General features: G+C 73.1%; 20 protein-coding genes. 7 read left to right on the top strand and 13 right to left on the bottom strand.

Annotated elements, in window-relative coordinates:
* Positions 1 to 3: 3 nt before the first annotated feature.
* From ACFV57_RS37140 to rsmH, 10 genes are all read right to left on the bottom strand, one after another.
* On the bottom strand, positions 4 to 906 hold the full coding sequence (locus ACFV57_RS37140; RefSeq protein ID WP_385241784.1) for a cell division protein FtsQ/DivIB: 903 nt from the start codon (positions 904 to 906) through the stop codon (positions 4 to 6).
* A gap of 63 nt (positions 907 to 969) precedes the next feature.
* Positions 970 to 2,055: an undecaprenyldiphospho-muramoylpentapeptide beta-N-acetylglucosaminyltransferase gene (gene murG, locus ACFV57_RS37135; protein ID WP_385241782.1), complete on the bottom strand. Its 1,086-nt coding sequence runs from the start codon at positions 2,053 to 2,055 to the stop codon at positions 970 to 972.
* Between the two features lie 6 nt (positions 2,056 to 2,061).
* The gene (gene ftsW, locus ACFV57_RS37130) at positions 2,062 to 3,399 is read right to left on the bottom strand and encodes a putative lipid II flippase FtsW (RefSeq protein ID WP_385241779.1); all 1,338 of its coding nucleotides are present in this window, start codon (positions 3,397 to 3,399) and stop codon (positions 2,062 to 2,064) included.
* Between the two features lie 58 nt (positions 3,400 to 3,457).
* Entirely contained in the window at positions 3,458 to 4,879 is a 1,422-nt protein-coding gene (gene murD, locus ACFV57_RS37125; protein ID WP_385241776.1) for a UDP-N-acetylmuramoyl-L-alanine--D-glutamate ligase, read from the bottom strand.
* The gene (gene mraY / locus ACFV57_RS37120) at positions 4,876 to 5,940 is read right to left on the bottom strand and encodes a phospho-N-acetylmuramoyl-pentapeptide-transferase (RefSeq protein ID WP_385241773.1); all 1,065 of its coding nucleotides are present in this window, start codon (positions 5,938 to 5,940) and stop codon (positions 4,876 to 4,878) included. The genes murD and mraY overlap by 4 nt, the downstream gene beginning before the upstream one ends.
* Before the next feature lie 5 nt (positions 5,941 to 5,945).
* Entirely contained in the window at positions 5,946 to 7,379 is a 1,434-nt protein-coding gene (gene murF, locus ACFV57_RS37115) for a UDP-N-acetylmuramoyl-tripeptide--D-alanyl-D-alanine ligase (protein ID WP_385241770.1), read from the bottom strand.
* A 62-nt stretch (positions 7,380 to 7,441) separates the two neighbouring features.
* Positions 7,442 to 9,145: a UDP-N-acetylmuramoyl-L-alanyl-D-glutamate--2,6-diaminopimelate ligase gene (locus ACFV57_RS37110; protein WP_385241767.1), complete on the bottom strand. Its 1,704-nt coding sequence runs from the start codon at positions 9,143 to 9,145 to the stop codon at positions 7,442 to 7,444.
* Between the two features lie 18 nt (positions 9,146 to 9,163).
* Complete coding sequence (locus tag ACFV57_RS37105; RefSeq protein WP_385241764.1) at positions 9,164 to 11,305, bottom strand: peptidoglycan D,D-transpeptidase FtsI family protein; 2,142 nt, start codon at positions 11,303 to 11,305, stop codon at positions 9,164 to 9,166.
* A gap of 98 nt (positions 11,306 to 11,403) precedes the next feature.
* Positions 11,404 to 12,051, bottom strand: coding sequence for a septum formation initiator family protein (locus ACFV57_RS37100; protein WP_385241761.1), 648 nt, complete (start codon positions 12,049 to 12,051; stop codon positions 11,404 to 11,406).
* Entirely contained in the window at positions 12,048 to 13,007 is a 960-nt protein-coding gene (rsmH, locus tag ACFV57_RS37095; protein ID WP_385241758.1) for a 16S rRNA (cytosine(1402)-N(4))-methyltransferase RsmH, read from the bottom strand. The genes ACFV57_RS37100 and rsmH overlap by 4 nt, the downstream gene beginning before the upstream one ends.
* A gap of 493 nt (positions 13,008 to 13,500) precedes the next feature.
* Between rsmH and ACFV57_RS37090 the strand changes: the two genes are divergently transcribed.
* From ACFV57_RS37090 to ACFV57_RS37075, 4 genes are all read left to right on the top strand, one after another.
* Positions 13,501 to 14,058, top strand: coding sequence for a beta-class carbonic anhydrase (locus ACFV57_RS37090; protein ID WP_385241755.1), 558 nt, complete (start codon positions 13,501 to 13,503; stop codon positions 14,056 to 14,058).
* 318 nt (positions 14,059 to 14,376) lie between these two features.
* Positions 14,377 to 15,435 (top strand): AAA family ATPase, encoded by a 1,059-nt coding sequence (locus tag ACFV57_RS37085; protein ID WP_385241752.1) that lies wholly within the window; start codon positions 14,377 to 14,379, stop codon positions 15,433 to 15,435.
* Positions 15,435 to 16,871, top strand: a complete 1,437-nt coding sequence (locus ACFV57_RS37080) for a DUF58 domain-containing protein (protein WP_385241749.1) — start codon at positions 15,435 to 15,437, stop codon at positions 16,869 to 16,871. Before ACFV57_RS37085 ends, ACFV57_RS37080 begins: the two co-directional genes overlap by 1 nt.
* Positions 16,868 to 19,405 (top strand): transglutaminaseTgpA domain-containing protein, encoded by a 2,538-nt coding sequence (locus ACFV57_RS37075; protein ID WP_385241746.1) that lies wholly within the window; start codon positions 16,868 to 16,870, stop codon positions 19,403 to 19,405. The genes ACFV57_RS37080 and ACFV57_RS37075 overlap by 4 nt, the downstream gene beginning before the upstream one ends.
* 404 nt (positions 19,406 to 19,809) lie before the next feature.
* Here the strand turns inward: ACFV57_RS37075 and ACFV57_RS37070 are convergent, their stop codons facing one another.
* The 3 genes from ACFV57_RS37070 to ACFV57_RS37060 form a co-directional block, all read right to left on the bottom strand.
* Positions 19,810 to 20,223: a DUF3040 domain-containing protein gene (locus ACFV57_RS37070; protein ID WP_385241744.1), complete on the bottom strand. Its 414-nt coding sequence runs from the start codon at positions 20,221 to 20,223 to the stop codon at positions 19,810 to 19,812.
* 259 nt (positions 20,224 to 20,482) lie between these two features.
* Positions 20,483 to 21,238, bottom strand: coding sequence for a methyltransferase (locus ACFV57_RS37065; RefSeq protein WP_385241742.1), 756 nt, complete (start codon positions 21,236 to 21,238; stop codon positions 20,483 to 20,485).
* A gap of 186 nt (positions 21,239 to 21,424) precedes the next feature.
* The gene (locus tag ACFV57_RS37060; RefSeq protein WP_385241740.1) at positions 21,425 to 21,910 is read right to left on the bottom strand and encodes an SAV_6107 family HEPN domain-containing protein; all 486 of its coding nucleotides are present in this window, start codon (positions 21,908 to 21,910) and stop codon (positions 21,425 to 21,427) included.
* 227 nt (positions 21,911 to 22,137) lie between these two features.
* On the opposite strand from ACFV57_RS37060, the gene ACFV57_RS37055 reads away from it, so the two are divergent.
* The 3 genes from ACFV57_RS37055 to ACFV57_RS37045 are packed head-to-tail and all read left to right on the top strand — an operon-like array spanning position 22,138 to position 25,776.
* Positions 22,138 to 22,950 (top strand): ATP-binding cassette domain-containing protein, encoded by an 813-nt coding sequence (locus ACFV57_RS37055; protein WP_385241738.1) that lies wholly within the window; start codon positions 22,138 to 22,140, stop codon positions 22,948 to 22,950.
* Entirely contained in the window at positions 22,922 to 25,129 is a 2,208-nt protein-coding gene (locus ACFV57_RS37050) for a YhgE/Pip family protein (protein WP_385241736.1), read from the top strand. The genes ACFV57_RS37055 and ACFV57_RS37050 overlap by 29 nt, the downstream gene beginning before the upstream one ends.
* Positions 25,130 to 25,164: 35 nt before the next feature.
* Positions 25,165 to 25,776 carry a TetR/AcrR family transcriptional regulator gene (locus ACFV57_RS37045; RefSeq protein WP_385241734.1) on the top strand — a complete coding sequence of 204 codons (612 nt, stop codon included), beginning with the start codon at positions 25,165 to 25,167 and terminating at the stop codon, positions 25,774 to 25,776.
* Positions 25,777 to 25,895 lie beyond the last annotated feature (119 nt).

The raw sequence follows: 25,895 nt of genomic DNA, 5'->3' as shown, positions 1-25,895 counted from the left end.
ACGTCAACTCCCCGAGACGGCGGGAGCGGTGGGCACACTCACGTCGAAGTGGCGCGCGTCACGCGCCGCTTTCAGCGCGGCGGTGAGCACCTTGGCCTTCGCCGTACTGCGTTCGTCACTCCCCCATACGACGGTACGGCTACCCGTCAGCTTGAGGGTGATGGAGTCGAAGGAGCGCACTTCGACGGCGCGAACGTCCTGGTGGAGCGCCTTGGGGAGGGAGGTGACGACGGTGCCGGCCGCGCGCCGGAGCCGCTCCGCGCCGAACCGGCGCAGACCCGGGCCGTCCGGTACGGCCATTTCCAGAAGCGGCACGCCCTTCGGGGCGGTGGCGACCGTGGCGAAACGCGTCCCTTCGGAGTCCACTTCGACGAACTTTCCGCCCGTTTGAATAACGAGTTCCGGCTGCCTTTCGGTCACTTTCAAGCTGACCGTGTGCGGCCAGGAGCGCGTGACCTCAACGGACTTGATGCGCGGGAGTTTCGCGCGCAGCCGCTCGGCGATGGCTTGCTTGTCCACGGAGGCGAGGGGAGTGTCCATCGGTACGGCCGCGGTCCGTACGACCTCATCGGCCGTCAGCACGCCGGTACCGCCCACCTTGACGTGTTCCGTGCGCAGCCAGGTGGAGCCGTACAGGGCCCAGGCGCCGAAACCGGCCAGCGCCACGACGCCCGCCAGTGTGATGATCAGAGTACGGCGGGGCGGCACCCGGAAGCGGGCGCGCAGACCGGACCAGCCGCCCCCCGGGCCGGACCCGCCGCGCTTCGCGGACTTCTTCGGCCCTTTTCCGCTGCCGGACTTACCGGGCTTGCCGGTCTTTTTGGATGTCCGGGGCGTCCCGGAAGAGAGCGGGCCGGAGCGCGCGGGCTTCTTCTCGCCGCGTCTGGCGGTCGTCGGTCCGGCCACGCTCCCTCTCCCTCCGGCCGCCGCCCCGGGGATCACCCCGGGGCAGCACGGCCGAACACTCCGTCAGCGGCCCGCGACCGCCTCGTACACCATGCCGACCAGCAGCTCGTCCGCGTCCCTGCGGCCGAACTCGGACGCCGCGCGGGACATCTCGTACAGCCGGTGCGGATCGGCGAGCACCGGGAGCACCTGGCCCTGCACCCACTCCGGCGTCAGCTGCGCGTCGTCGATCAGCAGTCCGCCGCCGGCGTTGACCACCGGCTGGGCGTTCAGCCGCTGTTCGCCGTTGCCGATGGGCAGCGGTACGTAGGCGGCCGGCAGCCCGACGGCGGACAGCTCGGCGACGGTCATCGCGCCCGCGCGGCAGAGCATCATGTCGGCCGCGGCGTACGCGAGGTCCATCCGGTCCACGTACGGTACCGGTACATACGGGGGCATCCCGGGCATGTTGTCCACATGCGGCATTTCATTCTTCGGGCCGACCGCGTGCAGCACCTGGATGCCGGAGCGCTGGAGGGCCGGCACGGCGGCCTGGATGACCTCGTTGAGGCGCCGGGCCCCCTGCGAGCCGCCGGAGACCAGCAGCGTGGGCAGGTTGGGGTCCAGGCCGAAGGCGGCGCGCGCCTCGGGGCGGACCGCAGCACGGTCGAGGGTCGCGATGGAGCGGCGCAGCGGGATGCCCACGTACCGGGCGTCGCGCAGCTTGCTCTCCGGCGTGCTGACCGCGACGTACTTGGCGTAGCGCGAGCCGATCTTGTTGGCCAGTCCGGGGCGTGCGTTGGCCTCGTGCACGATGATCGGCACGCCGCGCCGCTTGGCGGCCAGATAGCCGGGCAGCGCCACATAGCCGCCGAAGCCGACGACACAGTCCGCCTTCGTGCGCTCCAGGATCTGCTCGGCGGCCTTGATCGTGCCGCGCAGCCGCCCGGGGACGGTGATCAGTTCGGGCGTGGGCTTGCGCGGCAGTGGTACGGCCGGAATCAGTCCCAGCTCGTAACCCCGCTCCGGCACCAGCCGGGTCTCCAGCCCCTTCTCCGTGCCGAGTGCCGTGATCCCCACGGTCGGGTCCTGCCTGCGCAGGGCGTCCGCGAGGGCGAGCGCGGGCTCGATGTGGCCGGCGGTCCCCCCACCGGCGAGTACGACATGCACCGAAATTCACCGCTCTCCGGACGGTCGCTTCTTGACGCGCCGTCTCATCGTCTTCCGTCTCACCCCAGCCGGTTTCCTGCCGAAAACAGGCTGCCGCATGGCCAGTGCCGCCCGTGCAGCGGGCTCGTCTCGCGCGAAGGCGATCAGCAGACCGATGGCGAACATCGTCGGCAGCAGGGCGGAACCTCCGAAGGAGAACAGCGGCAGCGGGACTCCGGCGATCGGCAACAGACCGAGCACCGCACCAATGTTGATCACGGCCTGGGCCGTGATCCAGGTGGTCACGCCTCCCGCTGCGTACCTCACGAAGGGGTCCTCCGTGCGTCCGGCCACGCGGATACCCGCATAGCCTAGAGCCGCGAAGAGGGCGAGCACCGACAGCGTCCCCGCAAGCCCCAGTTCCTCCCCGGTGATGGCGAAGATGAAGTCGGTGTGCGGTTCAGGGAGTTCACCCCATTTTTCCATACTGGCGCCGAGTCCCGAACCGAAGAAGCCGCCGGAGGCCAGCGCGTAGATGCCGTGTACGGCCTGCCAGCACTGGTCCTGCGGTCCGGGGTCGGTCGCGCCGATGCAGGCGAGCCGGGCCATCCGGTTGGCGCTGGTCTTGATCAGCAGCGCCCCTATGACGACGGCCGCGCCGAGCACGCCCACGAAGAGCCGGGTGGGGGCGCCGGCCAGCCACAGCAGGCCGAAGAGGATCGCGGTGAGGATGATCGCGGTGCCCATGTCACCGCCGAGCATGATCAGGCCGAGCAGCAGGAAGGCCATCGGGATCAGCGGCACCAGCAGGTGCTTCCACTGCGCGAGCAGCTTCTTGTCCTGTTTGCGTGCCAGCAGGTCGGCGCCCCACAGGACCAGCGCCAGCTTGCCGAACTCGCTGGGCTGCATCTGGAAGGGGCCGCCCAGGTTGATCCAGTTCTGGTTGCCGTTGACCGCGACCCCTATCCCGGGGATCTGCACCAGGGTCATCAGGAAGACGGAGACGGCCAGCAGCGGGTAGGCCAGCGTGCGGTGCACCCGTACCGTCATGCGGGCCGCCACCAGCATCAGGATGCCGCCGAGCACCGCCGCCAGCAGCTGCTTGCGGAAGAAGTACGTCGGCGCCAGGCCGAGCTGGAGCGCCTTGATCTGGGAGGCCGAGTAGACCATCACCAGGCCCAGCACGGTGATCAGCAGACTGCCGCCGACCACCAGGTAGTACGCGGTCAGCGGCCGGTCCCAGGCCCGCCGGACCTGGGTGTACAGGCCCCGCGGGCCGCGGGTGGCGCCGCCGCGCGGCGGGCGCGGGCCGAGGCCGGTGCGCCGTGCCGGGCGCGGCGCGGCCTTCGCCGATCGGGCCGTCATCCTCGTCCCCTCCACGGGTGGGCTGCGCCGTGTGTCCTCGACGGCGGGGACGTACGGACTACTGTTCCTGGGCGGTCAGCGTGCGGACCGCGTCGGCGAAGGCCTCGCCCCGCTTGTTGTAGTTCAGGTACATGTCCATCGAGGCGCAGGCCGGGGCCAGCAGGACCGTATCGCCCGGCCGGGCCAGACGCGCCGCTTCCCGGACGGCTTCGGACATCGCCCCAGTGTCGGTCCGGTCGAGGTCGACCACCGGCACATCCGGGGCGTGTCGCGCCAGGGCCTCTCGAATGAGCGCGCGGTCGGCGCCGATGAGGACCGCGCCGCGCAGCCGGTTTGCCGACTTCCGTACGAGGTCGTCGAAGGTGGCGCCCTTGGCCAGGCCGCCGGCGATCCACACGATGTGCTCGTACGCCGCCAACGACGCCTCGGTGGCGTGGGTGTTGGTGGCCTTGGAGTCGTCGACGTACGCGACCCCGGCGATGTCCGCGACGTGCTCGATGCGGTGCGCGTCCGGGTGGAAGGCGCGCAGGCCGTCGCGTACGGACTGCGGGCGCACGCCGAAGGCGCGGGCGAGGGCCGCGGCGGCGAGCGCGTTGGCGATGTTGTGCGGGGCCGGGGGCGTCACGTCGGAGATCTCGGCGAGTTCCTGCGCGTGCTGCTGCCGGTTCTCCACGAAGGCCCGGTCGACGAGGATGCCCTCGACGACGCCGAGCTGCGAGGGGCCGGGGGTGCCGAGGGTGAAGCCGATGGCACGGCAGCCCTCCTCGACGTCGGCCTCGCGCACCAGGTCCTCGGTCGCCTGGTCGGCGACGTTGTAGACACAGGCCACGGTGTTGCCCTCGTAGATGCGGCCCTTGTCGGCGGCGTACGCCTCCATGGAGCCGTGCCAGTCGAGGTGGTCCGGGGCGAGGTTGAGGACCGTGGCGGAGTGGGCTCGTACGGAGGGCGCCCAGTGCAGCTGGTAGCTGGAGAGCTCGACGGCCAGGACGTCGTACGTGCCGTCCGGCTCCAGGACCACGTCCACCAGGGGAACGCCGATGTTGCCGACGGCCGCGGTGCGCAGCCCCTCGGCCTCCAGGATGGCGGCCAGCATCCGTACGGTCGTGGTCTTGCCGTTGGTGCCGGTGACCGCGAGCCAGGGCGGCGCGTCCGGGCCGCGCAGCCGCCAGGCCAGCTCCACGTCGCCCCACACGGGCACGCCGGCCGCCTCGGCGGCCTGGAAGAGCGGGCTGGTGGGCTTCCAGCCGGGGGTCGTGACGACGAGTTCGGTGCCCTCGGGGAGGGTGTCGCCGTCGCCGAGGCGGACGGTGACGCCCAGCTCCTCCAGGGGGGCGGCCTGGGCGCGCTCGCGCTCGCCGTCGCTGCCGTTGACGACGGTGACGACGGCGCCGAGGCCGGCCAGGGCGCGCGCGGCGGGAACGCCGCTCACGCCGAGGCCGGCCACGGTCACGTGCTGTCCGGCGAGGTCGGGGCCGGTCACTTGGCGGCCTGCCAGCCGCCGTAGAAGAGGCCCAGACCGACGATCACGCACATGCCCTGGATGATCCAGAACCGGACCACGACAAGGACTTCGGACCACCCCTTCAGTTCGAAGTGGTGCTGGAGCGGCGCCATCCGGAAGACGCGCTTGCCGGTGAGCCGGAAGGAGCCGACCTGGATGACCACGGACATGGTGATCAGGACGAACAGGCCGCCGAGGACGGCCATCAGCAGCTCCGTACGGGAGCAGATGGCCAGGCCGGCCAGCGCGCCGCCCAGGGCCAGCGAGCCGGTGTCGCCCATGAAGATCTTGGCGGGCGAGGTGTTCCACCACAGGAAGCCGAAGCAGGCGCCCATCAGGGCGGAGGCGACGACCGCGAGGTCGAGCGGGTCCCGGACCTCGTAACAGGCCGGTCCGGCGCTGAGCGGGTTGGCGCAGGACTCCTGGTACTGCCAGATCCCGATGAAGGTGTACGCGCCGAAGACCATCACCGAGGCGCCGGTGGCCAGGCCGTCCAGGCCGTCGGTGAGGTTCACGCCGTTGGACATCGCCAGGATCATGAACAGTGCCCAGATGACGAAGAGCACCGGGCCGATCTGCCAGCCGAAGTCCTGGGTGAAGGACAGCCGGTCGGAGGCCGGGGTCTGGCCGCGCAGGTCGGCGAACTGGAGCGAGAGCACCGCGAAGGCGATGCCGACGATCAGCTGGCCGGCCATCTTCGCCTTGGCCCGCAGGCCCAGCGAACGCTGCTTGACGATCTTGATGTAGTCGTCGAGGAAGCCCACCAGGCCCATGCCGGCCATCAGGAACAGCACCAGTACGCCCGAGAAGCTGGGGTCGCTGCTGGTGATGACCTTGGTCAGCGCGTAGGCGATGAGCGTGGCCAGGATGAAGGCGATGCCACCCATGGTGGGCGTACCGCGCTTGCTGTGGTGGTCGCGCGGGCCGTCGTCACGGATGAACTGCCCGTAGCCCTTCCTGGCCAGCAGCTTGATCAGCAGCGGGGTGCCGATCAGCGTGAGGAAGAGTCCGATCATTCCGGAGAAGAGGATCTGCTTCATCGAGTTCATCGGGTGGCGGCCCCGCCCTTGACACCGTCGTCGCCCAGCAATGCCGCGGCGACCCGTTCCAGGCCGACCGACCTGGACGCCTTCACCAGCACGACGTCTCCCGGCCGCAGCTCGCTGCGCAACAGGTCGACCGCCGCCTGCGCGTCGGACACGTGCACCGACTCCTCACCCCACGAACCCTCGTTCTTGGCGCCCATGTCGAGCCAGGCCGCTTCCCTGCCGCCGACCGCCACGAGCTTGCTGACGTTGAGCCGGACGACCAGGCGCCCGACCGCGTCGTGTTCGGCGAGTGACTCCCCGCCGAGCTCGGCCATCTCTCCGAGCACCGCCCACGTACGGCCCCCCGTTTCCTTGGAGGCTTCGCCCATCGCCACGAGCGCGCGAAGCGCCGCCCGCGTGGATTCCGGGTTCGCGTTGTAGGCGTCGTTGACGACCGTCACACCGTCCGCGCGCTCGGTGACCTCCATACGCCAGCGGGAGAGCGTGCCGGCTTCGGAGAGCGCCTCGGCGATCTCGTCCACGGACATGCCCGACTCGTGGGCGACGGCGGCCGCGGCAAGCGCGTTCGACACGTGGTGCTCACCGTACAGCCGCATGGTCACGTCGCTGCACCCGGAGGGTGTGTGAAGCGTGAAGGTGGGCTGCCCGAGTCCGGTGAGCCGGACATTCTCGGCACGTACGTCGGCCTCGGCGGACTCGCCGAAGAAGACCGTGCGGGCCTTCGTACGGGAAGCCATGGCGCGTACGAAGGGGTCGTCCGCGTTCAGGACGGCGATGCCGCCCTCCTCGGCCGTCGGCAGCACCTCGACCAGCTCGCCCTTGGCCTGCGCGATCTGCTCCCGGCCGCCGAACTCGCCGATGTGCGCGGAGCCCACGTTGAGCACCACACCGATCCGCGGCGGGGTCAGCTCCGCCAGGTAGCGGATGTGGCCGATGCCGCGGGCGCCCATCTCCAGGACGAGGAACCTGGTGTCGGCGTCCGCGCGGAGCGCGGTCACCGGCAGCCCGATCTCGTTGTTGAGGTTGCCCACCGGGCACACGGTCGGCCCGCTGCGCGCCAGCAGCTGGCCGATCAGGTCCTTGGTGCTGGTCTTGCCGGCCGAGCCGGTCAGCCCGACGACGGTGGTGCCCAGGCGGCCGACGACGGCGCGGGCCAGCGCGCCGAGGGCGGCCACCACGTCGTCCACGACGATCGCCGGGGCGCCGACGGGGCGGGCGGCGAGAACCGCCGTCGCGCCCGCCTCCACGGCGCGTCCGGCGTAGTCGTGGCCGTCCACGCGTTCGCCGGCGAAGGCCGCGAAGAGGCTGCCGGGGCGGACCTCACGGGAGTCGAACACGACGGGGCCGGTGACCCGGGCATCCGGGTCCGGTATGTCGTGCTGCTGCCCGCCGACGATGCTCGCGATCTCGGCGAGGGACAGGGAGATCACTGCTCACCCCCGGCCGTGGGCAGGTGATGCCGTTCGAAGGGTTTTGCGCGCATGGCGGTGTGTCATCCCTGGTGGTTCGGCTGCTGCGGTGTCAACGAAGCCTCGATGGCCCGGCGCAGCACCTGGCGGTCGTCGAAGGCGCGGACCACTCCGGCGATGTCCTGGCCCTGCTCGTGGCCCTTGCCCGCGACGATCACGGTGTCACCGGGCTCGGCGCGGGCGACGGCGGCCGCGATGGCGGCGGCCCGTTCCTCCTCGACCAGCACGGTGCCGCGCTCGTGCACGGGCACCTCGGCGGCGCCCGCGAGCATGGTGGCGAGGATCGCGAGGGGGTCCTCGCCGCGGGGGTTGTCCGAGGTCAGTACGGCGGTGTCGGCGAGGCGGGCGACCGCCGCGCCCATCGGCTTGCGCTTGTGCGGGTCGCGGTCGCCGCCGCAGCCCAGCACGGCGTGGATACGGCCCTCGGTGACCTTGCGCAGGGCGCGCAGGACCGATTCGACCGCGTCGGTCTTGTGGGCGTAGTCGACGACCGCCAGGTAGCCCTGGCCCGCGTCGACGCGCTCCAGGCGGCCGGGCACGCCGGGGACCGCGGCGACGCCGTCGGCGGCGGTCTGCGGGTCCACGCCGGCCACGACCAGGGCCGTGATCGCCGCGAGCGCGTTGGCGACGTTGAACGGGCCCGGGATGGGCGAGGCGGCGCGTACGGACACGCTGTCGGGGCCCAGCACGGTGAAGGTGGAGCCGAGCGTGCCGACCTCGACGTCCGCGGCGCGCCAGTCGGCGTCCGGGTGGCCCTCGGCGGAGAACGTGGTGACCGGCACCTCGGACTCGCCGGCGGCCAGCCGCTTGCCGTACTCGTCGTCGATGTTGACCACGCCGGCCTTGCTGCGCGCCTTGGTGAACAGCTGCGCCTTGGCCTGGAAGTAGTCCTCCATCCCGGAGTGGAACTCCATGTGCTCCGGGCTGAGGTTGTTGAAGATCGCGACGTCGAAGACGCAGCCGTCGACGCGGCCGAGGACCAGCGCGTGGCTGGAGACCTCCATCGTCACCGACCGCACGTCCCGCTCGCGCATGACGGCGAACAGGGCCTGGAGGTCGGTGGCCTCGGGAGTGGTGCGCTCCGACTTCAGGCGCTCGTCGCCGATCCGGGACTCGACCGTACCGATCAGCCCGGTCAGTCCGCCGCCGGACTTCTCGGCCGCGGCGCGTAGGCCGCCGTCGACGAGGTACGCGGTGGTGGTCTTGCCGGAGGTACCGGTGATGCCGATCTGGAGGAGGTCCCGGCCCGGGTCCCCGTAGATCGAGACGGCGAGCGCCCCCATCCGGGACCGCGGCTCGTCCACGACCAGCACGGGCAGGCCGGTCGCCGCGGCGCGCTCGCGGCCCGCCGGGTCGGTCAGGACCGCGGCGGCGCCGAGATCGGCGGCCTGGTTGGCGAAGTCGGCGCCGTGGAAGCGGGCGCCGGGCAGCGCGGCGTAGACGTCACCGGGGCGCACGGCCCGCGAGTCGTGGGTGATGCCGGTGACGGCGGCGTCGGACGCGGCCGGCACCGAGGTGCCCAACTGCTCGGCGAGGTCCGCGAGGGGGGTGGGACGGACCCGCTCTGGGCGGGGCGCACCCGGAAAGTTACCGGGGGCGTCCTTCTGGGCGTTGTGGGACTGATCAGCGTGTGACACGGCGGTGAGCGTACCGGGCGCGGCGCCCTCGGGGCGAAGTGAGGGCCGCGTGCTGGAGCGGTTCCCGGGGTCGGGGGTGATGGTCGTCACGGCGGTGCTGCCTCGTTTTCATTCGCCTGGCTTGAAGGTGACGGGCAGGCGCGGGGGCTGGGCGCCGCTCGGCGGGACCTGGAGCGTCTTGAGCGCGAACTCCATGACCTGCTGGTAGATCGGGCCGCACACCTGGCCGCCGAAGTAGCTCCCCTTGGTCGGGTTCTGGACGGCGCAGTAGACGGTGATGCGGGGCTGGTCGGCGGGCGCGAAACCGGCGAAGGAGGCGGTGTAACCGTGATACCGGCCCGTTTTGGGGTCCACCCGGTTGGACGTGCCGGTCTTGCCGCCGACGCGGTACCCGTCGATCTTCGCCTTGGCGCCGGTGCCCTCCTTGTCGTCGACCACCGATTCGAGCATGGTGGCCAGCGTCCGGGCGGTCTTCTCGCTCACGACCCGGTTCTTCCGCGGCTTCGGCGCCGGCTGGTAATGGCCGTCCGGCCCCGTACTGCCCCGTACGAGCGTGGGGGCGACGCGCTCGCCGCCGTTGGCGATGGCCGAGTAGACCGAAGCGGCCTGGACGGCGTTGAGCGACAGGCCCTGCCCGAAGGGGATCGTGTACTGCTGCGAGGTGCTCCACTTCTGGGGCTTGGCCAGCAGGCCGGGGGTCTCGCCGGGGAAGCCGAGTCCGGTGGGCTGCCCGATCCCGAACTTGCGCAGGTAGGAGTAGAGCACCTGGTTGGCCTCCTGGCGGGTCTTGCCGAGCTGCTCGGTGGCCAGGATGGTGCCGATGTTGCTGGACTTGGCCAGGACGCCGTTGAGGGTCAGGTGCCAGGTGGGGTGGTCGATGTCGTCCGAGAAGTTGCGGTCGCCGCGGTGCAGCCGGTTCGGGACGGTGACGCGGGTCGCCGGGGTCGCGGCGCCCTCCTCCAGGACGGCGGCCATCGACATGAGCTTGCTGGTGGAGCCGGGTTCGAAGGCGTCGGTGAGGGCGGCGTTGCCGAGCGCCTCCGGGTCGGCCTTCGCGATGTCGTTGGGGTCGAAGCCGGGGGCGTTGGCCAGGGCCAGGATCTCGCCGGTCTTCGTGTCCTGTACGACGACGTAGCCCCGGTCGGCCTGGGACTCGGCGACCTGCTTGGTGATGGCCTGCTGGGCCATCCACTGGATGTCGCGGTCCAGGGTCAGCTCGACGTCGGTGCCCGGGACGGCCGGGTGTTCCTGGGTGTCGGCGGTGGGCACGCGGCGCCCGCCGGACTGCGCGTAGACCAGCTTGCCGTCCTTGCCCGCCAGCTGCTTGTCGAGGCGGGCCTCCAGACCGCCGCCGCCCCGGCCCTCGCTGTTGACGAAGCCCAGGACACCGGAGGCCAGGTCCTTGTTCGGGTAGACGCGCTTGCTGTGCTTGTCCGCGAAGATCCCGACCAGCACGTTGGGCCGCGGCTTGCTCTTGGGTGCCTTGGCCGCCTTGGCGTCCAGCGACTTGCGCAAGTCCTTGATCTGCTTCCAGACCTGCGGGGTCCGCTGCCGGGAGAGCCGTACGTAGCGCGAGCCGGGCGCGGCGAGCTTCTTGGCCAGCGCGGCCCGGTCCTCGCCCAGGATCGGCGCGAGCAGCGCTGCGGCCCGCTGCGGGGCGTCCTCGATCTTGATCTTGTCGGGCGCGAGCAGGCTGGGGTCGGCGGTGATGTCGTACGCGTCGACCGTCGTCGCCAGGTCCACGCCGTCCCGGTCGGTGATCGCGCCGCGCTCGGCGGCCAGCTTGACCGGGACGTAGCGGTTGACGTTGGCCTTGGCCGCGTACGCGCCGGCGTCCACGGCCTGCACCTGGAACAGCCGCACCACGAAGACCAGCATGATCAGCGTCAGGCCGAGGGAGACCAGGCGCAACCGGGGGCGCGGGCTGCCGAGGCGCAGGGTCGAGGTGCCGGAGCGGGGGCGGGGCGGGCGCGCGGACGGGGCGCGCTTGGTGGTCGTGGAGCGCTGGGGCGCGGGGCGGCTCTGGGCCGTACCGCGCTGGGGCCGGCCGCCGGCCGGGGTGGGGCGGGGGACGCGGCGGCGGGGGTCCGGGGAGGCGGACGGCTTGGCGCCGGAGGGCTTGGGGCCCGTGGCCTTGGCGCCGGTGGCCTTGGCGCCCGTGCCGGAGCGGGAGCCGGAACCGGAGCTCTTGGGGCCGGCGCCGCTCGATCCGGAGCCGCTGCCGGAACGCGGCCCTTTGGGGTCGGTCATGCGGCGTCCTCCTCCGGTGCCGGGACGACGGCCGTCGGGCCCGTCCCGGGATCGCGGACGCCCCCTGGCAGGGCTTCGGCGTTCTCGTACGTCACGGGTCACCTGCCGGAGGTCGTCGGGGCGGAGCCGGGCGCCGCGCCGGGAGCCGGGTGCGCGGACCCGGCCGCCTTCCGGCCGCCGGCGCCCGGTGCGCCGGGCAGGGGGCGGCCGGGCACGGCCAGGGAGGGCATCGGGTGATCGGGCAGCGGGGCGTCCGAGGTGGCGGGCGCGGCGGACGGCCGCGGGCCGGAGGCCGGTCCGGCGATGCGGCCCGGCGCCGGACGGGGCTCGGGCCCGGCGGTCCGCGACGGGACGGGCGCGCTCATCGGGCCGGAGCCGCCCGGTGCCGGCCCCGGCTTGCCGCGTACCGTGCCGTCCGGCTCCAGGAACGCCGGGCTGCCGCCCGGGACCATGCCCAGCTCCCGGGCGCGCTTCTCCAGTGCGCCCGGCGCCGAGAAGGCGTCCACCTCCTGCTGGAGCGCCTGCTGCTCGTCCGTCAGCTCGTTGGTCCGCTTCTCCAGCTTGCTCAGCTCGAAGGAGCCCTGGTTGAGCGCCGAATTGAGCAGCAGCAGCGCGATCAGGCCGGAGCCGAGCAGCACGACCACGAGGATCACGAACGGCGTACGTGCCGCCGTGCCCCCCGTACCGGGGGCGAACAGGCCCGAGAGCCGTCCCGGCCCCCCGCGCGTGCGCCCCGGCCGGTTCACGCGATGTCCTCGCGGATGCGTTCGGCGCCGCGCAGCCGGGCGGGGGCCGCGCGCCGGTTCTCGGCGATCTCCTGGTCGGTCGGCAGCTCGGCGCCGCGGGTGAGCAGCTTCAGGCGCGGCTGGTACTGCTCGGGGACGACCGGCAGGCCGGGCGGCGCGGTGTTGGCGGCGCCCGCCGCGAGGACCTGCTTGACGATCCGGTCCTCCAGGGACTGGTACGACAGCACGGCGATCCGCCCGCCGACCGCGAGGGCCCGTACGGCGGCCGGCACGGCGTTCTCCACGGCGGCCAGTTCGGCGTTGACCTCGATGCGCAGCGCCTGGAACGTGCGCTTGGCGGGGTTGCCGCCGGTGCGCTTGGCGGCCTGCGGCAGGGCGTCGCGGATCAGCTCCACCAGGCGCGCGCTGTGCGTGAAGGGTTCCTTGGCCCGTTCCCGTACGACCGCCTCGACGATCCGCTTGGCCTGCTTCTCCTCCCCGTAGGCGCGCAGGATGCGGACCAGTTCGCCGGGCGGGTAGGTGTTGAGGACCTCGGCGGCGCTCATGCCGGTCGTCTGGTCCATGCGCATGTCGAGCGGCGCGTCCTGCGCGTACGCGAAACCGCGGTCGGCCTCGTCGAGCTGCATGGAGGAGACGCCGAGGTCGAACAGGACGCCCTGGACGCGCGGGATGCCCAGGCGGTCCAGGACCTGCGGCAGCTCGTCGTAGACGGCGTGCACGAGGGTCGCGCGGTCCCCGTAGGGGGCCAGGCGCTCGCCCGCCAGTTCCAGTGCCGCCGGGTCGCGGTCGAGGCCGATCAGGCGGGCGGCCGGGAACGTGGCGAGCAGCGCCTCGCTGTGCCCTCCGAGGCCGAGCGTGCAGTCGACGACGACCGCGCCGGGCTCGGCGAGCGCGGGGGCGAGCATGTCCAGACACCGCTGGAGCATGACGGGTACGTGGCGATCGTTGCTGCTCATGCGCCTTCCGATGGGGTGGGCGGCAGGTGGGTCCCCCCGGCCGCTGGCTGGGGGAATGCCGCACGTACCGCTTGGTCCCCGCCCGCTCTGAAGGGGAAGTGGCCCTCCGACGACGGGGAAGTGCCGTCGGCGGACCGGTTGGAGCGGGAGGAGGCCGAGCCGTACGTGCAGATCGCACGCGAAAGATTCGGGATCCAAGGAGAGCGTCACGCCTCCCACTTCGCGCCACTTTAGTCCACTGCCGCGCGGGGTCAATCAACCGGTTCCGCGCGTCCCGCACCGGCCTCCGGGGCGTTTTCGGATGGTTTTCGAGTGGCCCGGGAGGACCGTGGAACGGCTCGTACCGCGGCCCACGGCAGGGGCGAAAAGGCCGTTTTCACCCGATCGGCGGCACCCGGTGAGGGCGTGTGGAAAACGTCACAAGGCGCCGGAGTGCCCCCTATGCCCGTCCCCACGTGCAGCCTTACCGGCCGGTGCGCCTTACCGTGTTGCCATGTCGATACCTGCCTCGCAGCCGCTGCCCCCCTCCACCGACAGCGCCGTGGCCCCCGCGGGCGGCACGGTCACCGACCGCCTCGTCAAGGCCAACCAGGATTACGCCGCCGCCTTCACCGACCCGGGCATGGACGCCCGGCCCGTCCTCAAGGTGGCCGTCGTGGCGTGCATGGACGCACGCCTCGACCTGCACGACGCCCTGGGCCTGGAGCTCGGCGACTGCCACACCATCCGCAACGCGGGCGGCGTCGTCACCGACGACATCATCCGCTCCCTGACGATCAGCCAGCGCGCACTGGGCACCCGTTCGGTCGTGCTCATCCACCACACCGGCTGCGGTCTGCTCAGCCTGACCGAGGACTTCCGCCACGACCTGGCGGCCGAGGTCGGCCAGCGGCCCAACTGGGCGGTCGAGGCGTTCAAGGACCTCGACGAGGACGTCCGGCAGTCCATGCAGCGGGTGCGGACCTCGCCCTTCCTGCTGCACACGGACGATGTGCGGGGCTTCGTCTTCGATGTGACGACGGGTCTGCTGCGGGAGATCGACCCGCGGTAGGTGCCGGGGGTACGGGGATGATCCGCGGCCGCGGGGCCGTGGAGCTGTGCGCTGTCGTCGTGGCGCAGGGCGGGGCGTCCGCCCTGCTCCACGGCCTGTCCGCCGGGCCGGCGGTGCCGTGCGGCACGGGCCGGCGCGTGAGTTATCCACAGGCCATGACGCGAAGCGGCGTGGGCGGCGAGAATGCGTACGTGACGTCGCCGGTGCCGAAAGGTCCGGCGGCGCACGGCGGGGAGGGCCGGTCCGTACGAAGGACGTGCGCCCGCAATGGGGTATCCCGCGCTCCGCGGAGCGCGGGAATGGGCCGAGGAGGGCCGGGTGACGACCTATGACGAGCAAGCGAGCCTTGGGGGTCCCCCCGTGCGAGCCGAACCGGGCGCACGGGGAGATCTGACCGCCACGGCGGAGCGGGTCCGCAGGTCGGTCGAGGGTGTGATCGAGGGCAAGCCGGAGGTCGTACGGCTCTCGCTGACCGTGCTGCTCGCGGAGGGCCATCTGCTCATCGAGGACGTGCCGGGCGTGGGCAAGACGATGCTCGCCAAGGCGCTGGCCCGGTCCATCGACTGCTCGGTGCGGCGCATCCAGTTCACCCCCGACCTGCTGCCGTCGGACATCACGGGCGTGAGCGTCTTCGACCAGCAGCGGCGGGACTTCGAGTTCAAGCCCGGCGCCGTCTTCGCCCAGGTCGTCATCGGTGACGAGATCAACCGCGCCTCGCCCAAGACCCAGTCGGCGCTGCTGGAGTCGATGGAGGAGCGCCAGGTCACGATGGACGGGCAGACGTACGAGCTGCCCGCCCCGTTCATGGTCGTCGCCACCCAGAACCCGGTCGAGATGGAGGGCACGTACCCCCTGCCCGAGGCGCAGCGCGACCGCTTCATGGCGCGGGTCTCGATCGGCTACCCCAGCCCGGACGCCGAGCTGCGCATGCTGGACGTGCACGGCGCCGCCTCCCCCCTGGACGACCTCCAGCCGGTCGCGCACGCCGACGAGATACTGAAGCTCATCGACGCGGTGCGCACGGTCCACGTCGCCGAACCGGTGCGCAGATACGCGGTGGATCTGGTGGCCGCCACCCGTAACCATCCGGAGCTGCGGCTCGGTGCCTCCCCGCGGGCGACGCTGCATCTGCTGCGCGCGGCGAAGGCCGCCGCGGCGCTGGCCGGCCGGGAGTACGCCCTTCCGGACGACGTGCAGGCGCTCGCCGTGGCGGTGCTGGCCCACCGGCTGCTGCCGACCGCGCAGGCCCAGTTGAACCGCCGTACGGCCGAGCAGGTCGTCGCCGAGATCCTGCGCCGTACGCCGGTGCCCGACCCCTCGGCCCAGCAGTGGCCGCGTCCGCGCGGACAGCAGCCGCCCGGCGTCCGGGGGTACTGATGACGGCCGGGGGGATCGAGGGCGCGCCGGAGCGGAGCGGGCTGCGGGCCGCCTTCGCGGGGCTGACGACGCGCGGCCGGTCCTTCCTGGCGGCGGGTGTGGCGGCCGCCGTGTGCGCGTACGCCCTCGGGCAGACGGACCTGCTCCGGGTCGGGCTGCTGCTCGCCGCACTGCCCCTGGTGTGCGCGGTCGTGCTGCACCGCACCCGCTACCGGGTCGCGGGAGCCCGGACCCTCTCCCCCGCCCGGGTGCCGGCGGCGGCCGAGTCGCGGGTCCTGCTGCGGGTGGACAACGTCTCGCGGCTGCCCACCGGAGTGCTGATGCTCCAGGACCGGGTGCCGTACGTGCTCGGTCCGCGGCCCCGGTTCGTGCTGGACCGGGTCGAGGCGGGCGGCCGCCGCGAGGTGTCCTACCGGGTCCGTTCCGATCTGCGCGGCCGCTATCCGCTGGGCCCCTTGCAGCTGCGGCTGTCCGACCCGTTCGGCATGTGCGAGCTGACCCGCTCCTTCAGCGACCACGACACGCTGACGGTGGTGCCGCGGGTCGAACCGCTGCCGCCGGCCCGGCTCACGGGCGAGGCTTCCGGCTACGGCGACGGGCGGCAGCGCGCCCTCGCGCTGGCAGGCGAGGACGACGTCATTCCCCGCGGCTACCGGCACGGCGACGACCTGCGCCGGGTCCACTGGCGCTCCACCGCGCGCTACGGCGAGCTGATGGTCCGCCGTGAGGAGCAGCCGCAGAAAGCGCGGTGCACGGTTCTCCTGGACACGCGGGACACGGCCCACCAGGGTGCCGGGCCGGATTCGGCGTTCGAATGGGCGGTTTCGGGTGCCGCTTCGGTGGCGGTCCATCTGCTGGAGCGCGGCTTCTCGGTGCGCTTCCTCACCGACACGGGCACGTCCGTACCGGGCCCCGACGGGTCCGGCGGCTGGGCGGGCGGCACCGAGTCCGCCGACACCGCCGGGCTGCTGCTGGACACCCTGGCCGTGGTGGAGCACTCCCCCGAGCCGGGCCTGGCGCGGGCGTACGACGTCCTGCGCGGTGGCAACGAGGGGTTGCTGGTCGCGTTCTTCGGCGACCTGGACGAGGAACAGGCCGCGGTGGCCGGGCGGATGCGGCAGCGCAGCGGGACGGCGGTCGCCTTCGTCCTGGACGGCGACGCCTGGTCGAGGGGCCACGACGGGCTGCGGGCCGCCGGCGCACCGGCACGGCTGCCGCTCGACGAGCGCCTGCGGATGCTCCGCGAGGCGGGCTGGAAGGCGCTGCCGGTGTCCCCGGGGGATTCCCTGGCGGCGCTGTGGCGGCAGGCGGACGGGGCGACCGGGGTCCGGCAGGGCCCGGCGGACGGCGGCGGGCCGGCCCCGGTGAGCGGGGTGTCCGCGTGGTCCGGCGCTGCCGGGCCGGTCGCGGCGCCGGGAAGCGGAGCGGCGACATGAGCGGGCGGGCGCGGCTGACGGTGTGCGCGGCGGTGGCGACGCTCAGCGCGTCCTGCGCGCTGCTGCCCCTGGTGGACCCGGTCGGCTGGATGATGCAGGCGGTGGTCCTGCTGGTGCTGGTGTCCGCGGTGGGCGCGCTGACCCGCCGGGTGCCGCTGGCGCGCCCGCTGACCGTCGCGGCGCAGGCCGTGGTGGCGCTGCTGCTGCTCACCGTGCTCTTCACGCACGACCAGGCGATCGCCGGGGTGCTGCCGGGACCCGACGCGTTCCGGGAGTTCGGCGAGCTGATGCAGGAGGGCGTCGCCGACGTCAGCCGCTACGCCATACCGGCCCCGGTGACGGCGGGCATCCGCCTGCTGCTGGTCGGCGGGGTGGTGGTGGTCGGCCTGATCGTGGACGCGCTGGCCGTGACGTACCGCAGTGCGGCGCCCGCTGGACTGCCGCTGCTCGCGCTGTATTCGGTGGCGGCGGGCCTCTCCCAGGGCGGGGCGGGCTGGCTGTGGTTCCTGGTCGCGGGGGCCGGCTATCTGCTGCTGCTCCTGGCCGAGGGCCGGGACCGGCTCTCGCAGTGGGGGCGGGTGTTCGGCGGCCGGGGCCCTGAGCGGCCGCGCATCGCCACCGGGCAGAGCTACGCCGCGACGGCAGGCGGCCCGGCGCAGGCCCCGGTCCGTACGGGCCGCCGGATCGGCGCGGCGGTGCTGGGCATCGCCCTGGTGGTGCCCGCGGTGCTGCCCTCCCTCGGCGGTGGGCTGCTGGGTCAGGCCGTGGCCGGCCGCGGGCCGGGCGGCGGCGGCACGATCTCCGCGGTGAACCCTCTGGTCTCCCTGCAGAACAGCCTGAACCAGCCGGAGGACAAACAGGTCCTCAACTACCGCACCACGTCCTCGGACACCCGTGATCTGTATCTGCGCATCGTCGCCCTCGACCAGTTCGACGGTACGGCGTGGAAGCCGTCCGAGCGTGCCGTCAAGGACGTCCCCGACCGGCTGCCCAGCCCTGCGGGGCTGAGCCCGGAGGTGGACGTCACCACCGTCAACACCTCCGTCTCCACCGCTCCTTGGTACGCGCAGAACTGGCTGCCGCTCCCCTACCCCGCCTCCCGCGTGGACATCGCCGGGCGCTGGCGCTACGAGCCGGAGGGCCGCACGCTGGTCGGCGACCGCGGGCAGAACACCCGTGGTGTGCAGTACCAGGTCGAGAGCCTGCTGGTGCGGCCCACCGCGCGGCAGCTCGAAGCGTCGCCCGCGCCGCCGGCCGAGCTGACGCGCGAGTACACGAAGGTGCCCGACTCGCTGCCCCCGGTGGTGCGCGAGACCGCGCAGCAGGTGACGCGGGACGCCCGCACGGCGTACGACAAGGCGGTCCGCCTCCAGGACTGGTTCTCGCTCAACGGCGGCTTCACGTACAACACCGAAGTGCGGGCCGGCAGCGGTACGGAGGCCATCGCCCGGTTCCTGGAGCAGAAGGAGGGTTTCTGCGTGCACTTCGCCTTCTCGATGGCGGCGATGGCACGCACGCTGGGCATACCGGCCCGGGTGGCGGTCGGCTTCACCCCCGGCACCCGGCAGAGCGACGGCTCGACCTCCATCGGCCTCAAGGACGCGCACGCCTGGCCCGAGCTGTATTTCGAGGGGATCGGCTGGACGCGCTTCGAGCCGACGCCGAGCCGGGGCACGCTGCCCGACTACACCCTCGCCGACACCCCGTCCACCGGTGGTGCGAACACCCCGGTGCCGCAGCCGTCGCGTTCGGCGGCGGTGCCCGCCGGACCGTCGCCCTCGCAGAGCTGCGCGCCCGCCGAGCGGCGCGTCGGTCCCTGCTGGACGCCGCCCGCGCAGTCGACGAGCGGTCCGGCCGACGACGGGACCCCGCCCTGGGCCGTCGCGGGTATCGCCGTCGGCGTGCTGGTCCTGCTGCTGGTGCCGGTGCTGCCGCTGCTGTGGCGGCTGCGGGCCCGTTCCCGGCGCCTGCGCGGCGGCCGTCCGGGGCCGGGCGCCGCCCCGGCACGCACGCTCACGGCACAGCCGGAACGGGACGGCCCCGCCGCCTGGGATCGCGACGACTTGCCGAAGTCCCCGGGCCGTGTGCCTACCGGACAGTACGGCACGGCACGTACGCTCGCGGTCTGGCGGGAACTGGTCGACTCCGGCTGGGACTACGGCATCCTGCCGGACGAGTCGCTGTCCCCGCGCAGGGCGGCGGAGCGCATCGTCCGCATAGGCGAGCTGCACGGCTCGGCGGCGGAAGCGGCCCACCGCGTCGCGGCCTCGGTGGAACAGGTTCTCTACGCGCCGGACCCGCGCCCGGCGCCCGGTCTCGCCGACGAGGTGCACCGGGTCCGTACGGGCCTGCGGGACGCCGCGTCCCGGCGCCTGCGCCTGCGTGCTCTCCTGGCGCCGCGTTCCGCGGCGCGGGCGCTGTGGGCCGTCTCGTTGCGCTGGTCGGCCTTCCTGGCCCGCTGTTCGGCGAGTCCGCCGGCCGCCGCGGTGCGCCGCGCGGCAGGCGCCCTGCGGCTGTCCCGGGAGCGGACGTAGGTAGCGGACGCAGGGGACGGACGCAGGTAGCGGAAGTAGGGCGCAGTCGTCGGGCGGGGCTTTGCCAGGGCCCGGCAGGCCGGGCAGCGGTGGGGAGCCCGGCCTGTCCCGTGGCTGGGGCTCACGGCGTCCGGGAGAGGGCCGGTTCCGCTCTCGCATTTGCTCTCGCGTTCTGCTCTCGCGGTTGCAAAAGGGCGAAGGCGGCCGGGGCCCGGGGGCGCGCCCCCGGGCGGCTTGCGGACACGCAAAGCGGCCGTCCGCTTCCGGACGGCCGCGCTGGTGAAGCTGCCTGCTTCGGGGTGCGGACGAGGAGGAAATCCGCGGGCCGCTCAATGGCCCTTGTTCGTCTCAGTGGCTCTGTCCGTCTGGACGGCCCTGTTCGTCTTGGTGGCCCTTGGTTCGTCTCAGTGGCCCTGTTCGTCGCGGCGGCGCTGCCAGCGGCTCTCGATCCGGTCCATCATCGAGCGGCGCTGCCTGGCCTGGCGGCGGGCGGAGGTGCCACCGGGTCCCGCGCGGCCGCCTGCCGCGGCCTGCTGCTCGCCCGGCTTGGGGGCCTTGCGCCATCCGGTGACCGCGAGCACCGCGCAGCCCAGCATGACCAGGAAGCCCACCACGCTGACCCAGATCTGCTGTGCGACCATTCCGGCCATGAGGAGCGCGATACCTACCAGGAAGCCCGCGACCGCTTGGTAGACCCGTCGCCGGGTGTACGTACGCAGCCCGCTTCCCTCAAGCGCTGTCGCGAACTTGGGATCTTCGGCGTACAGCGCTCGCTCCATTTGCTCGAGCATTCGCTGCTCGTGCTCCGAGAGCGGCACGGAGTCCTCCTACTCGTCGGTCGCGGGGGGCGACCGGGTGCGACCCTTTCAGGATAGGCAGGGAATCGCCCCCGTGAAACCCGCCCCTCTACGCCAATTCACTGTCCGGGCCGCCACGGCGGTCGGTGGTGCTTGCAGGCTGCATTCCCCACCCGCCGATCCGTCATGCCGGACGCTGTACCCCGATCATACGGGGCGAAGCGGCTGATCGGGTGGCCTGTGGCCGACTGCACGCACCGGACGCGGCAGGCCGGAGGCGTCAGCCTCGCTCGGCGAGCACGTGCAGCTGGGTGGCGACCGAGTGGAACGCGGGCTGCTCGGCGGCGGCCGCCTCCAGTTTCAGCAGGGCGTCCATGGCGCCGGGCTCGGTGTCCACGAGCACGCCGGGGACCAGGTCGGCGAAGACCCGTACGCCGTGCACGGCGCCGACCTTCAGACCGGTGTCCGAGACCAGCCCGGTGAGCTGCTCGGCGGTGAACCGCCGGGGCACCGGGTCGCCGTCGCCCCAGCGGCCCGCCGGGTCGGTCAGGGCGGTCCTGGCCTCGGTGAAGTGGCCCGCCAGTGCGCGGGCGAGGACGGCGCCGCCGAGTCCGGCGGCGAGCAGGCTCAGGGTGCCGGCCGGGCGCAGCGCGCCGACCGCGTTGCGGACGCCCTCGGCCGGGTCGTCCACGTACTCCAGCACGCCGTGGCACAGCACGGCGTCGTAGCCGCCGGGCTCGACCACGTCGAACAGCCCGTGGGCGTCGCCCTGCACCGCGCGCACCCGGTCGGCGACGCCGGCTTCGGCGGCCCGCCGCTCCAGGGCGAACAGGGCGTTGGGGCTGGGGTCCACCACCGTGACGCGGTGGCCCAGGCGCGCGACCGGCACGGCGAAGTTGCCCGTGCCGCCGCCGGTGTCCAGCACGTCGAGGGCGTCCCGCCCGGCGTCCTCGGCCCGGCGCTCCAGGGCGTCTTTGAGAACCTCCCAGACCACGGCGGTACGAAGGGATGCGCGCGGGCGCAGCGGGTCAGACACGGCGGGTGGCTCCTCGACGGGGGCATGAAACTGATGGGTACCACCCTATTGCGTCCCACGCCGCGCCCCTGCCGAGGACGGTTGACCAGGAGCCGGGACGGGGCCAGGACGCGGCCGGGAGACGGGCAGGGCCGCCCCGGACCGGCATCCAGGACCGGCACCGCGGACCGCCCCGCGCTCCCCGCCTCACCCCGCCCGCTGGGACGGCAGCACCGGCTGGAGGAGGAGCATCCGTTCCACCAGGCGCAGGAACATCGCCACGTCGCGGATCAGGTCGTCGGCATCCCGCGGGCCGGCCGCGCCGGCTATGCCGGCCTCGGCGCGGGCGCGGCGCTGGGCCCCCGAGGCGAACAGCTCGCTCCACTCGGCGAGTTCGGGAGCGACTTCGGGCAGGACCTCCCAGGCGCTGCGGATGCGCTGCCTGCGGCGCAGGCTCGTCTCCGGGCGGCCGCGCACGGCGAGGACGGCGGCCGCCGTGCGCAGCGCGGCGAGGTGGGCGGTGGCGTAGCGCTCGTTGGGGGTTTCCAGGCTGCGGGCCTCGTCGACACCGCGCTGTGCCTGGGCGAGCAGGTCGAGGGCGGCGGGCGGCGCGGCGGCCCGGCGCAGGACGGGGTGGACATCGCCCGGAGGGCCGTACGCCGCGGAGCTGCCCGCGGCCGAACTGGCTGCCATGACGAACCTCCTGTCGTCGCATGACGGTTCAGGACCGTTATGGGGCCATCGTGCGGCACACCACTGACAATCGGCTCTGACCTGCTCTTTCCCCGGCCGGGCGGGGTAATTCGGGGAGATCCTTGCTTTCACCGGAAAGCGGGCGGATGCACCAGCCCCCCTTGCGGAGACATGACAAGACTGCGCATACTTTTTTGAACTGACTGGTCAGTTCAAGGGAGGGGATCGTGCACAGCACCCCGCACGGGGCGGCCGTCACCGCCACGGGCTACGGCGTCCAAGGCCCCCGCGGCTGGGCCTTCCGGGACATCGGCTTCACGGCACAGCCGGGTTCGCTGATCGCCGTGGTGGGCCCGTCCGGCTCGGGACGCACCTGCCTGCTGCTCGCGCTCACCGGCCGGATGGCCGCCACCGCGGGCACCGCCGAGGTCGCGGGCCTGCCGCTGCCGAAGAAGAAGGCGGCGGTGCGCGCGGTCACCGCACTTGCGCACGTACCCGGTGTCACCGATCTCGAACCCGCCCTGACCGTGGCCGAGCACCTGCGCGAACGCACCCTGCTCCAGCGCCGGTTCGCGCCTCTCCCCCGGCTGCCGCTGGGAGGTTCCCCCAGCGCGCTGCTGCGTCCGCGCCGGGAGCGTACCGCAGCGGCCCGCGCCCGGATCGACGCGGCCCTGGAGGCGGCCGGTCTGGACCTGGACACCCTGCCCAAGGGCGACCGCACGGCCGTACGCGACCTGGAGCGGCCGGAGGCGCTGCGTCTGTCGATCGCCCTGGCGCTGATCGGCCGGCCCCGCCTGCTCGCCGTCGACGACACCGACCTGAAGCTCTCCGACGCCGAACGCGCGGACGTCTGGGCGACGCTGCGCGCCCTGGCGGAGTCCGGGACGACCGTGCTCGCCGTGTGCGGCGGGGTGCCGGACGGCGCGGTGGTGGTGCGTACCGCCGCCCCGCACGGCGCCGACGGCAAGAGCGACACCACGGACACCCGCGACGACGGGAAGGGGGCGGCGGATGCGCTCGCCGAGGCTGGCCGCGCTTGAGCTGAAACGGTTCGGGAGGGGCAAGCTGCCGATGGCGGCACTGATCGCCCTCCTGCTGCTGCCGCTCCTGTACGGCGCGCTGTACCTGTTCTCCTTCTGGGACCCGTACGGGCGCCTGGACAAGATCCCCGTCGCACTCGTCAACGAGGACACGGGCGCCGAGGCCAAGGGCAAAAAGATCGCGGCCGGTGACAGCATCGTCGCCGGACTGCGCGACAGCCACACCTTCGACTGGCACGAGGTGGACGCCGACGAGGCGGGCAAGGGCGTCGAGGACGGCTCGTACTACCTGTCGCTGACCGTCCCCGAGGACTTCAGCAAGCGGATCGCGTCCAGTTCGGGTGACCACCCGGAGACCGGCGCCCTCCGGGTGCGCACCAACGACGCCAACAACTACATCGTCGGGCAGATCTCCCGCACGGTCTTCTCCGAGGTGCGCTCGGCGGCCTCCGTGAAGTCCTCGCGCTCCTTCTACGACAACATCTTCGTCTCCTTCTCGACGCTCCACGACAAGACCCAGCAGGCCGCGGACGGCGCCGGCAAACTGCAGGACGGCATCGGGCAGGCCCAGGACGGCACCGGAAAACTCAAGGACGGGCTGGGTACGGCGAAGGACGGCAGCGGCGCCCTGGTCACCGGCCTGGAGGACCTCGACGCGGGCGCCGGGCGCCTCTCCTCGGGCACCGCCGAGCTGTCCCGCGGCGCGAGCGCCGCCTCCCGCGGCGCGTCCCAGCTGGCCGGCGGTTCCGGCCAGGTCGCCCAGGGCACCCAGCAGCTGGCCGACAAGGTCAACGGCGTGGCCGGCCAGGTGGGCCCCTTCATCCGGGCACACGGCGCGGAAATCGGCCGGATCGCCCAGGTGGTCGCCGACGGCTCGCAGGCCGTACGCGACAACCTGGACAAGCTGCCGCGCGCGGCCGACGCGGGCGCGAGGCTCTCCCGGGGGATGTCCGACCACCTCGCGGCGTTCTACCGGCAGCGGTGCGGCGACGGGGCGCGGCCCGACGCCTCCTGCGCCGAACTGCGGCGGCTCAAGGAGCAGGCGGCCGCGGCGGCGGACAAGGCCGAAGAGGTCAGCGGTTACGTCCACGACCAGAAGAACCTCGACCGGCTCGCCCGCGACCTGGACACGCTGCACCGGCTGGCGGGCGAACTGGCGCGGCGCGGTCCGCACCTCGGCGCCGACCTGGACGCCGCGGTCAAGAAGATCAACCAGCTCAACGAGGGCGCCCACCAGGTCTCCGCGGGCGCCGGCAAACTGGCGGCCGGGACCGGGAAGCTCGCGGACGGCGCGGACCGGGCGGCCGACGGGGCCCGGAAGCTGCACGACGGTGCCGGACGCGCCGCGTCCGGTGCGGGCGACCTCGACCGGGGCGTCGGCAAGCTGAAGGACGGCGCGCAGACCCTGTACGGCGGCATGTTCAAACTCTCCGACGGCTCGGAGAAGCTGGCGGGCGGCCTGCACGACGGGGTACGGCAGATCCCCGACTACGGCAAGCAGGACCGGGACGCCCGTACGCGCGTGATGTCCGACCCGGTGCAGCTCGCCTCCCAGGCGGCGCACCGCGCGCCCAACTACGGCACCGGCTTCGCCCCGTACTTCATCCCGCTCTCCCTCTGGGTCGGCGCGATGGTCGCCTACATGCTGATCCCGCCGCTCAACCGGCGCGCGCTCGTGATGGGCGCGGGCGCCTGGCGGATCGCGGTCTCCGGGTGGCTGCCGGTGTTCGCCCTCGGGGTGCTGCAGACAGCCGCGCTGATGTCCGTACTGCACTTCGGGCTCGGCCTCCAGATGGAGCGGCCGGCCGGCACGGTCGGATTCCTGCTGCTGGCCACGGCGTGCTTCGCGGCGATCGTGCAGTGGCTGAACGCCCGCTTCGGGCCGGCCGGGCGCATCCTGGTGCTGGCGCTGCTGATGCTCCAGCTGACGTCGGCGGGCGGCACGTACCCGGTGCAGACCAGTCCGGGCTTCTTCAACGCCATCCACCCGTTCCTGCCGATGAGTTACATCGTCGAAGGGCTGCGGCGGCTCATCACGGGCGGCGACCTCGCGCCCGTATGGCAGGGCGGCGTCGTCCTGCTCGCCTTCACCGCGGCGGCGCTCGCGCTGACCGCCTGGGCGGCGCGCGGGAAGCAGGTCCTGCGGCTGAAGGACCTCCATCCGGAGCTGCGCCTGTGAGCGCGCGGGCCGCCGGGGACGGCAGAATCTCCCTCATGGACAGCTCCAGTACGCGCCGCGGGGCGACCCGGCGCAAGCTCTTCGAGGCCGCGGTCACGCTCATCGCCGAACAGGGCTTCTCCTCGACGACGGTGGACGAGATCGCCGAGCGCGCCGGTGTCGCGAAGGGCACCGTGTACTACAACTTCGCGAGCAAGAACGAGCTCTTCGAGGAGTTGCTGCGGCACGGCATCGAGCTGCTGGCCACCTCCCTCCAGGAGGCCGCGGACGGGGCGGCGGCCCGGGGCGGCACCCGGGTGGACGCGCTGGACGCGATGATCCGGGCCGGGCTGGACTTCATCGCCCGCTACCCGGCGCTGACCCAGCTCTACGTCGCCGAGCTGTGGCGGACGAACCGGGCCTGGCAGTCGACGCTGATGGTGGTGCGGGAGCGGGCGATCACGGTCGTGGAGGGCGTGCTCCGGGAGGCGGTGGCGGCCGGCGAGCTGAGCGAGGAGATCGACATCCCGCTGACGGCGTCCGCGCTGTTCGGGATGGTGCTGGTGGCGGCGCTGGACTGGCAGTCGTACCAGCCGCACCGGTCGATCGACGACGTGCACGCCTCCCTGTCGCGCCTGCTCCAGGGCCGGGTGAGCGGGCACCCGTAGGCGACTGTGCGCCCTCCTCCGGGCGGCGCGACACAGCGGCGCGACACAGCGGCGGGGGGGGGGGGGGGCGGGGCGGGGGCCCCCGCGGGCGGGGGGGGGGGGGGGGGCCGCCGGCGGAG

It is taken from the genome of Streptomyces sp. NPDC059788 (assembly GCF_042732265.1).
GTDB lineage: Bacteria > Actinomycetota > Actinomycetes > Streptomycetales > Streptomycetaceae > Streptomyces.
The sequence above is the reverse complement of the archived record's forward strand: the minus strand, read 5'-3'. Positions and strand labels throughout refer to the sequence as shown.

What these genes read in the sequence shown, in the direction of transcription:
- ftsW (WP_385241779.1), bottom strand. Translation starts at nt 3,399, where the DNA reads ATGACGGCCCGATCGGCGAAGGCCGCGCCGCGCCCGGCACGGCGCACC.
- mraY (WP_385241773.1), bottom strand. Translation starts at nt 5,940, where the DNA reads ATGAAGCAGATCCTCTTCTCCGGAATGATCGGACTCTTCCTCACGCTG.
- ACFV57_RS37105 (WP_385241764.1), bottom strand. Translation starts at nt 11,305, where the DNA reads ATGACCGACCCCAAAGGGCCGCGTTCCGGCAGCGGCTCCGGATCGAGC.
- rsmH (WP_385241758.1), bottom strand. Translation starts at nt 13,007, where the DNA reads ATGAGCAGCAACGATCGCCACGTACCCGTCATGCTCCAGCGGTGTCTG.
- ACFV57_RS37090 (WP_385241755.1), top strand. Translation starts at nt 13,501, where the DNA reads ATGTCGATACCTGCCTCGCAGCCGCTGCCCCCCTCCACCGACAGCGCC.
- ACFV57_RS37080 (WP_385241749.1), top strand. Translation starts at nt 15,435, where the DNA reads ATGACGGCCGGGGGGATCGAGGGCGCGCCGGAGCGGAGCGGGCTGCGG.
- ACFV57_RS37075 (WP_385241746.1), top strand. Translation starts at nt 16,868, where the DNA reads ATGAGCGGGCGGGCGCGGCTGACGGTGTGCGCGGCGGTGGCGACGCTC.
- ACFV57_RS37060 (WP_385241740.1), bottom strand. Translation starts at nt 21,910, where the DNA reads ATGGCAGCCAGTTCGGCCGCGGGCAGCTCCGCGGCGTACGGCCCTCCG.
- ACFV57_RS37050 (WP_385241736.1), top strand. Translation starts at nt 22,922, where the DNA reads ATGCGCTCGCCGAGGCTGGCCGCGCTTGAGCTGAAACGGTTCGGGAGG.
- ACFV57_RS37045 (WP_385241734.1), top strand. Translation starts at nt 25,165, where the DNA reads ATGGACAGCTCCAGTACGCGCCGCGGGGCGACCCGGCGCAAGCTCTTC.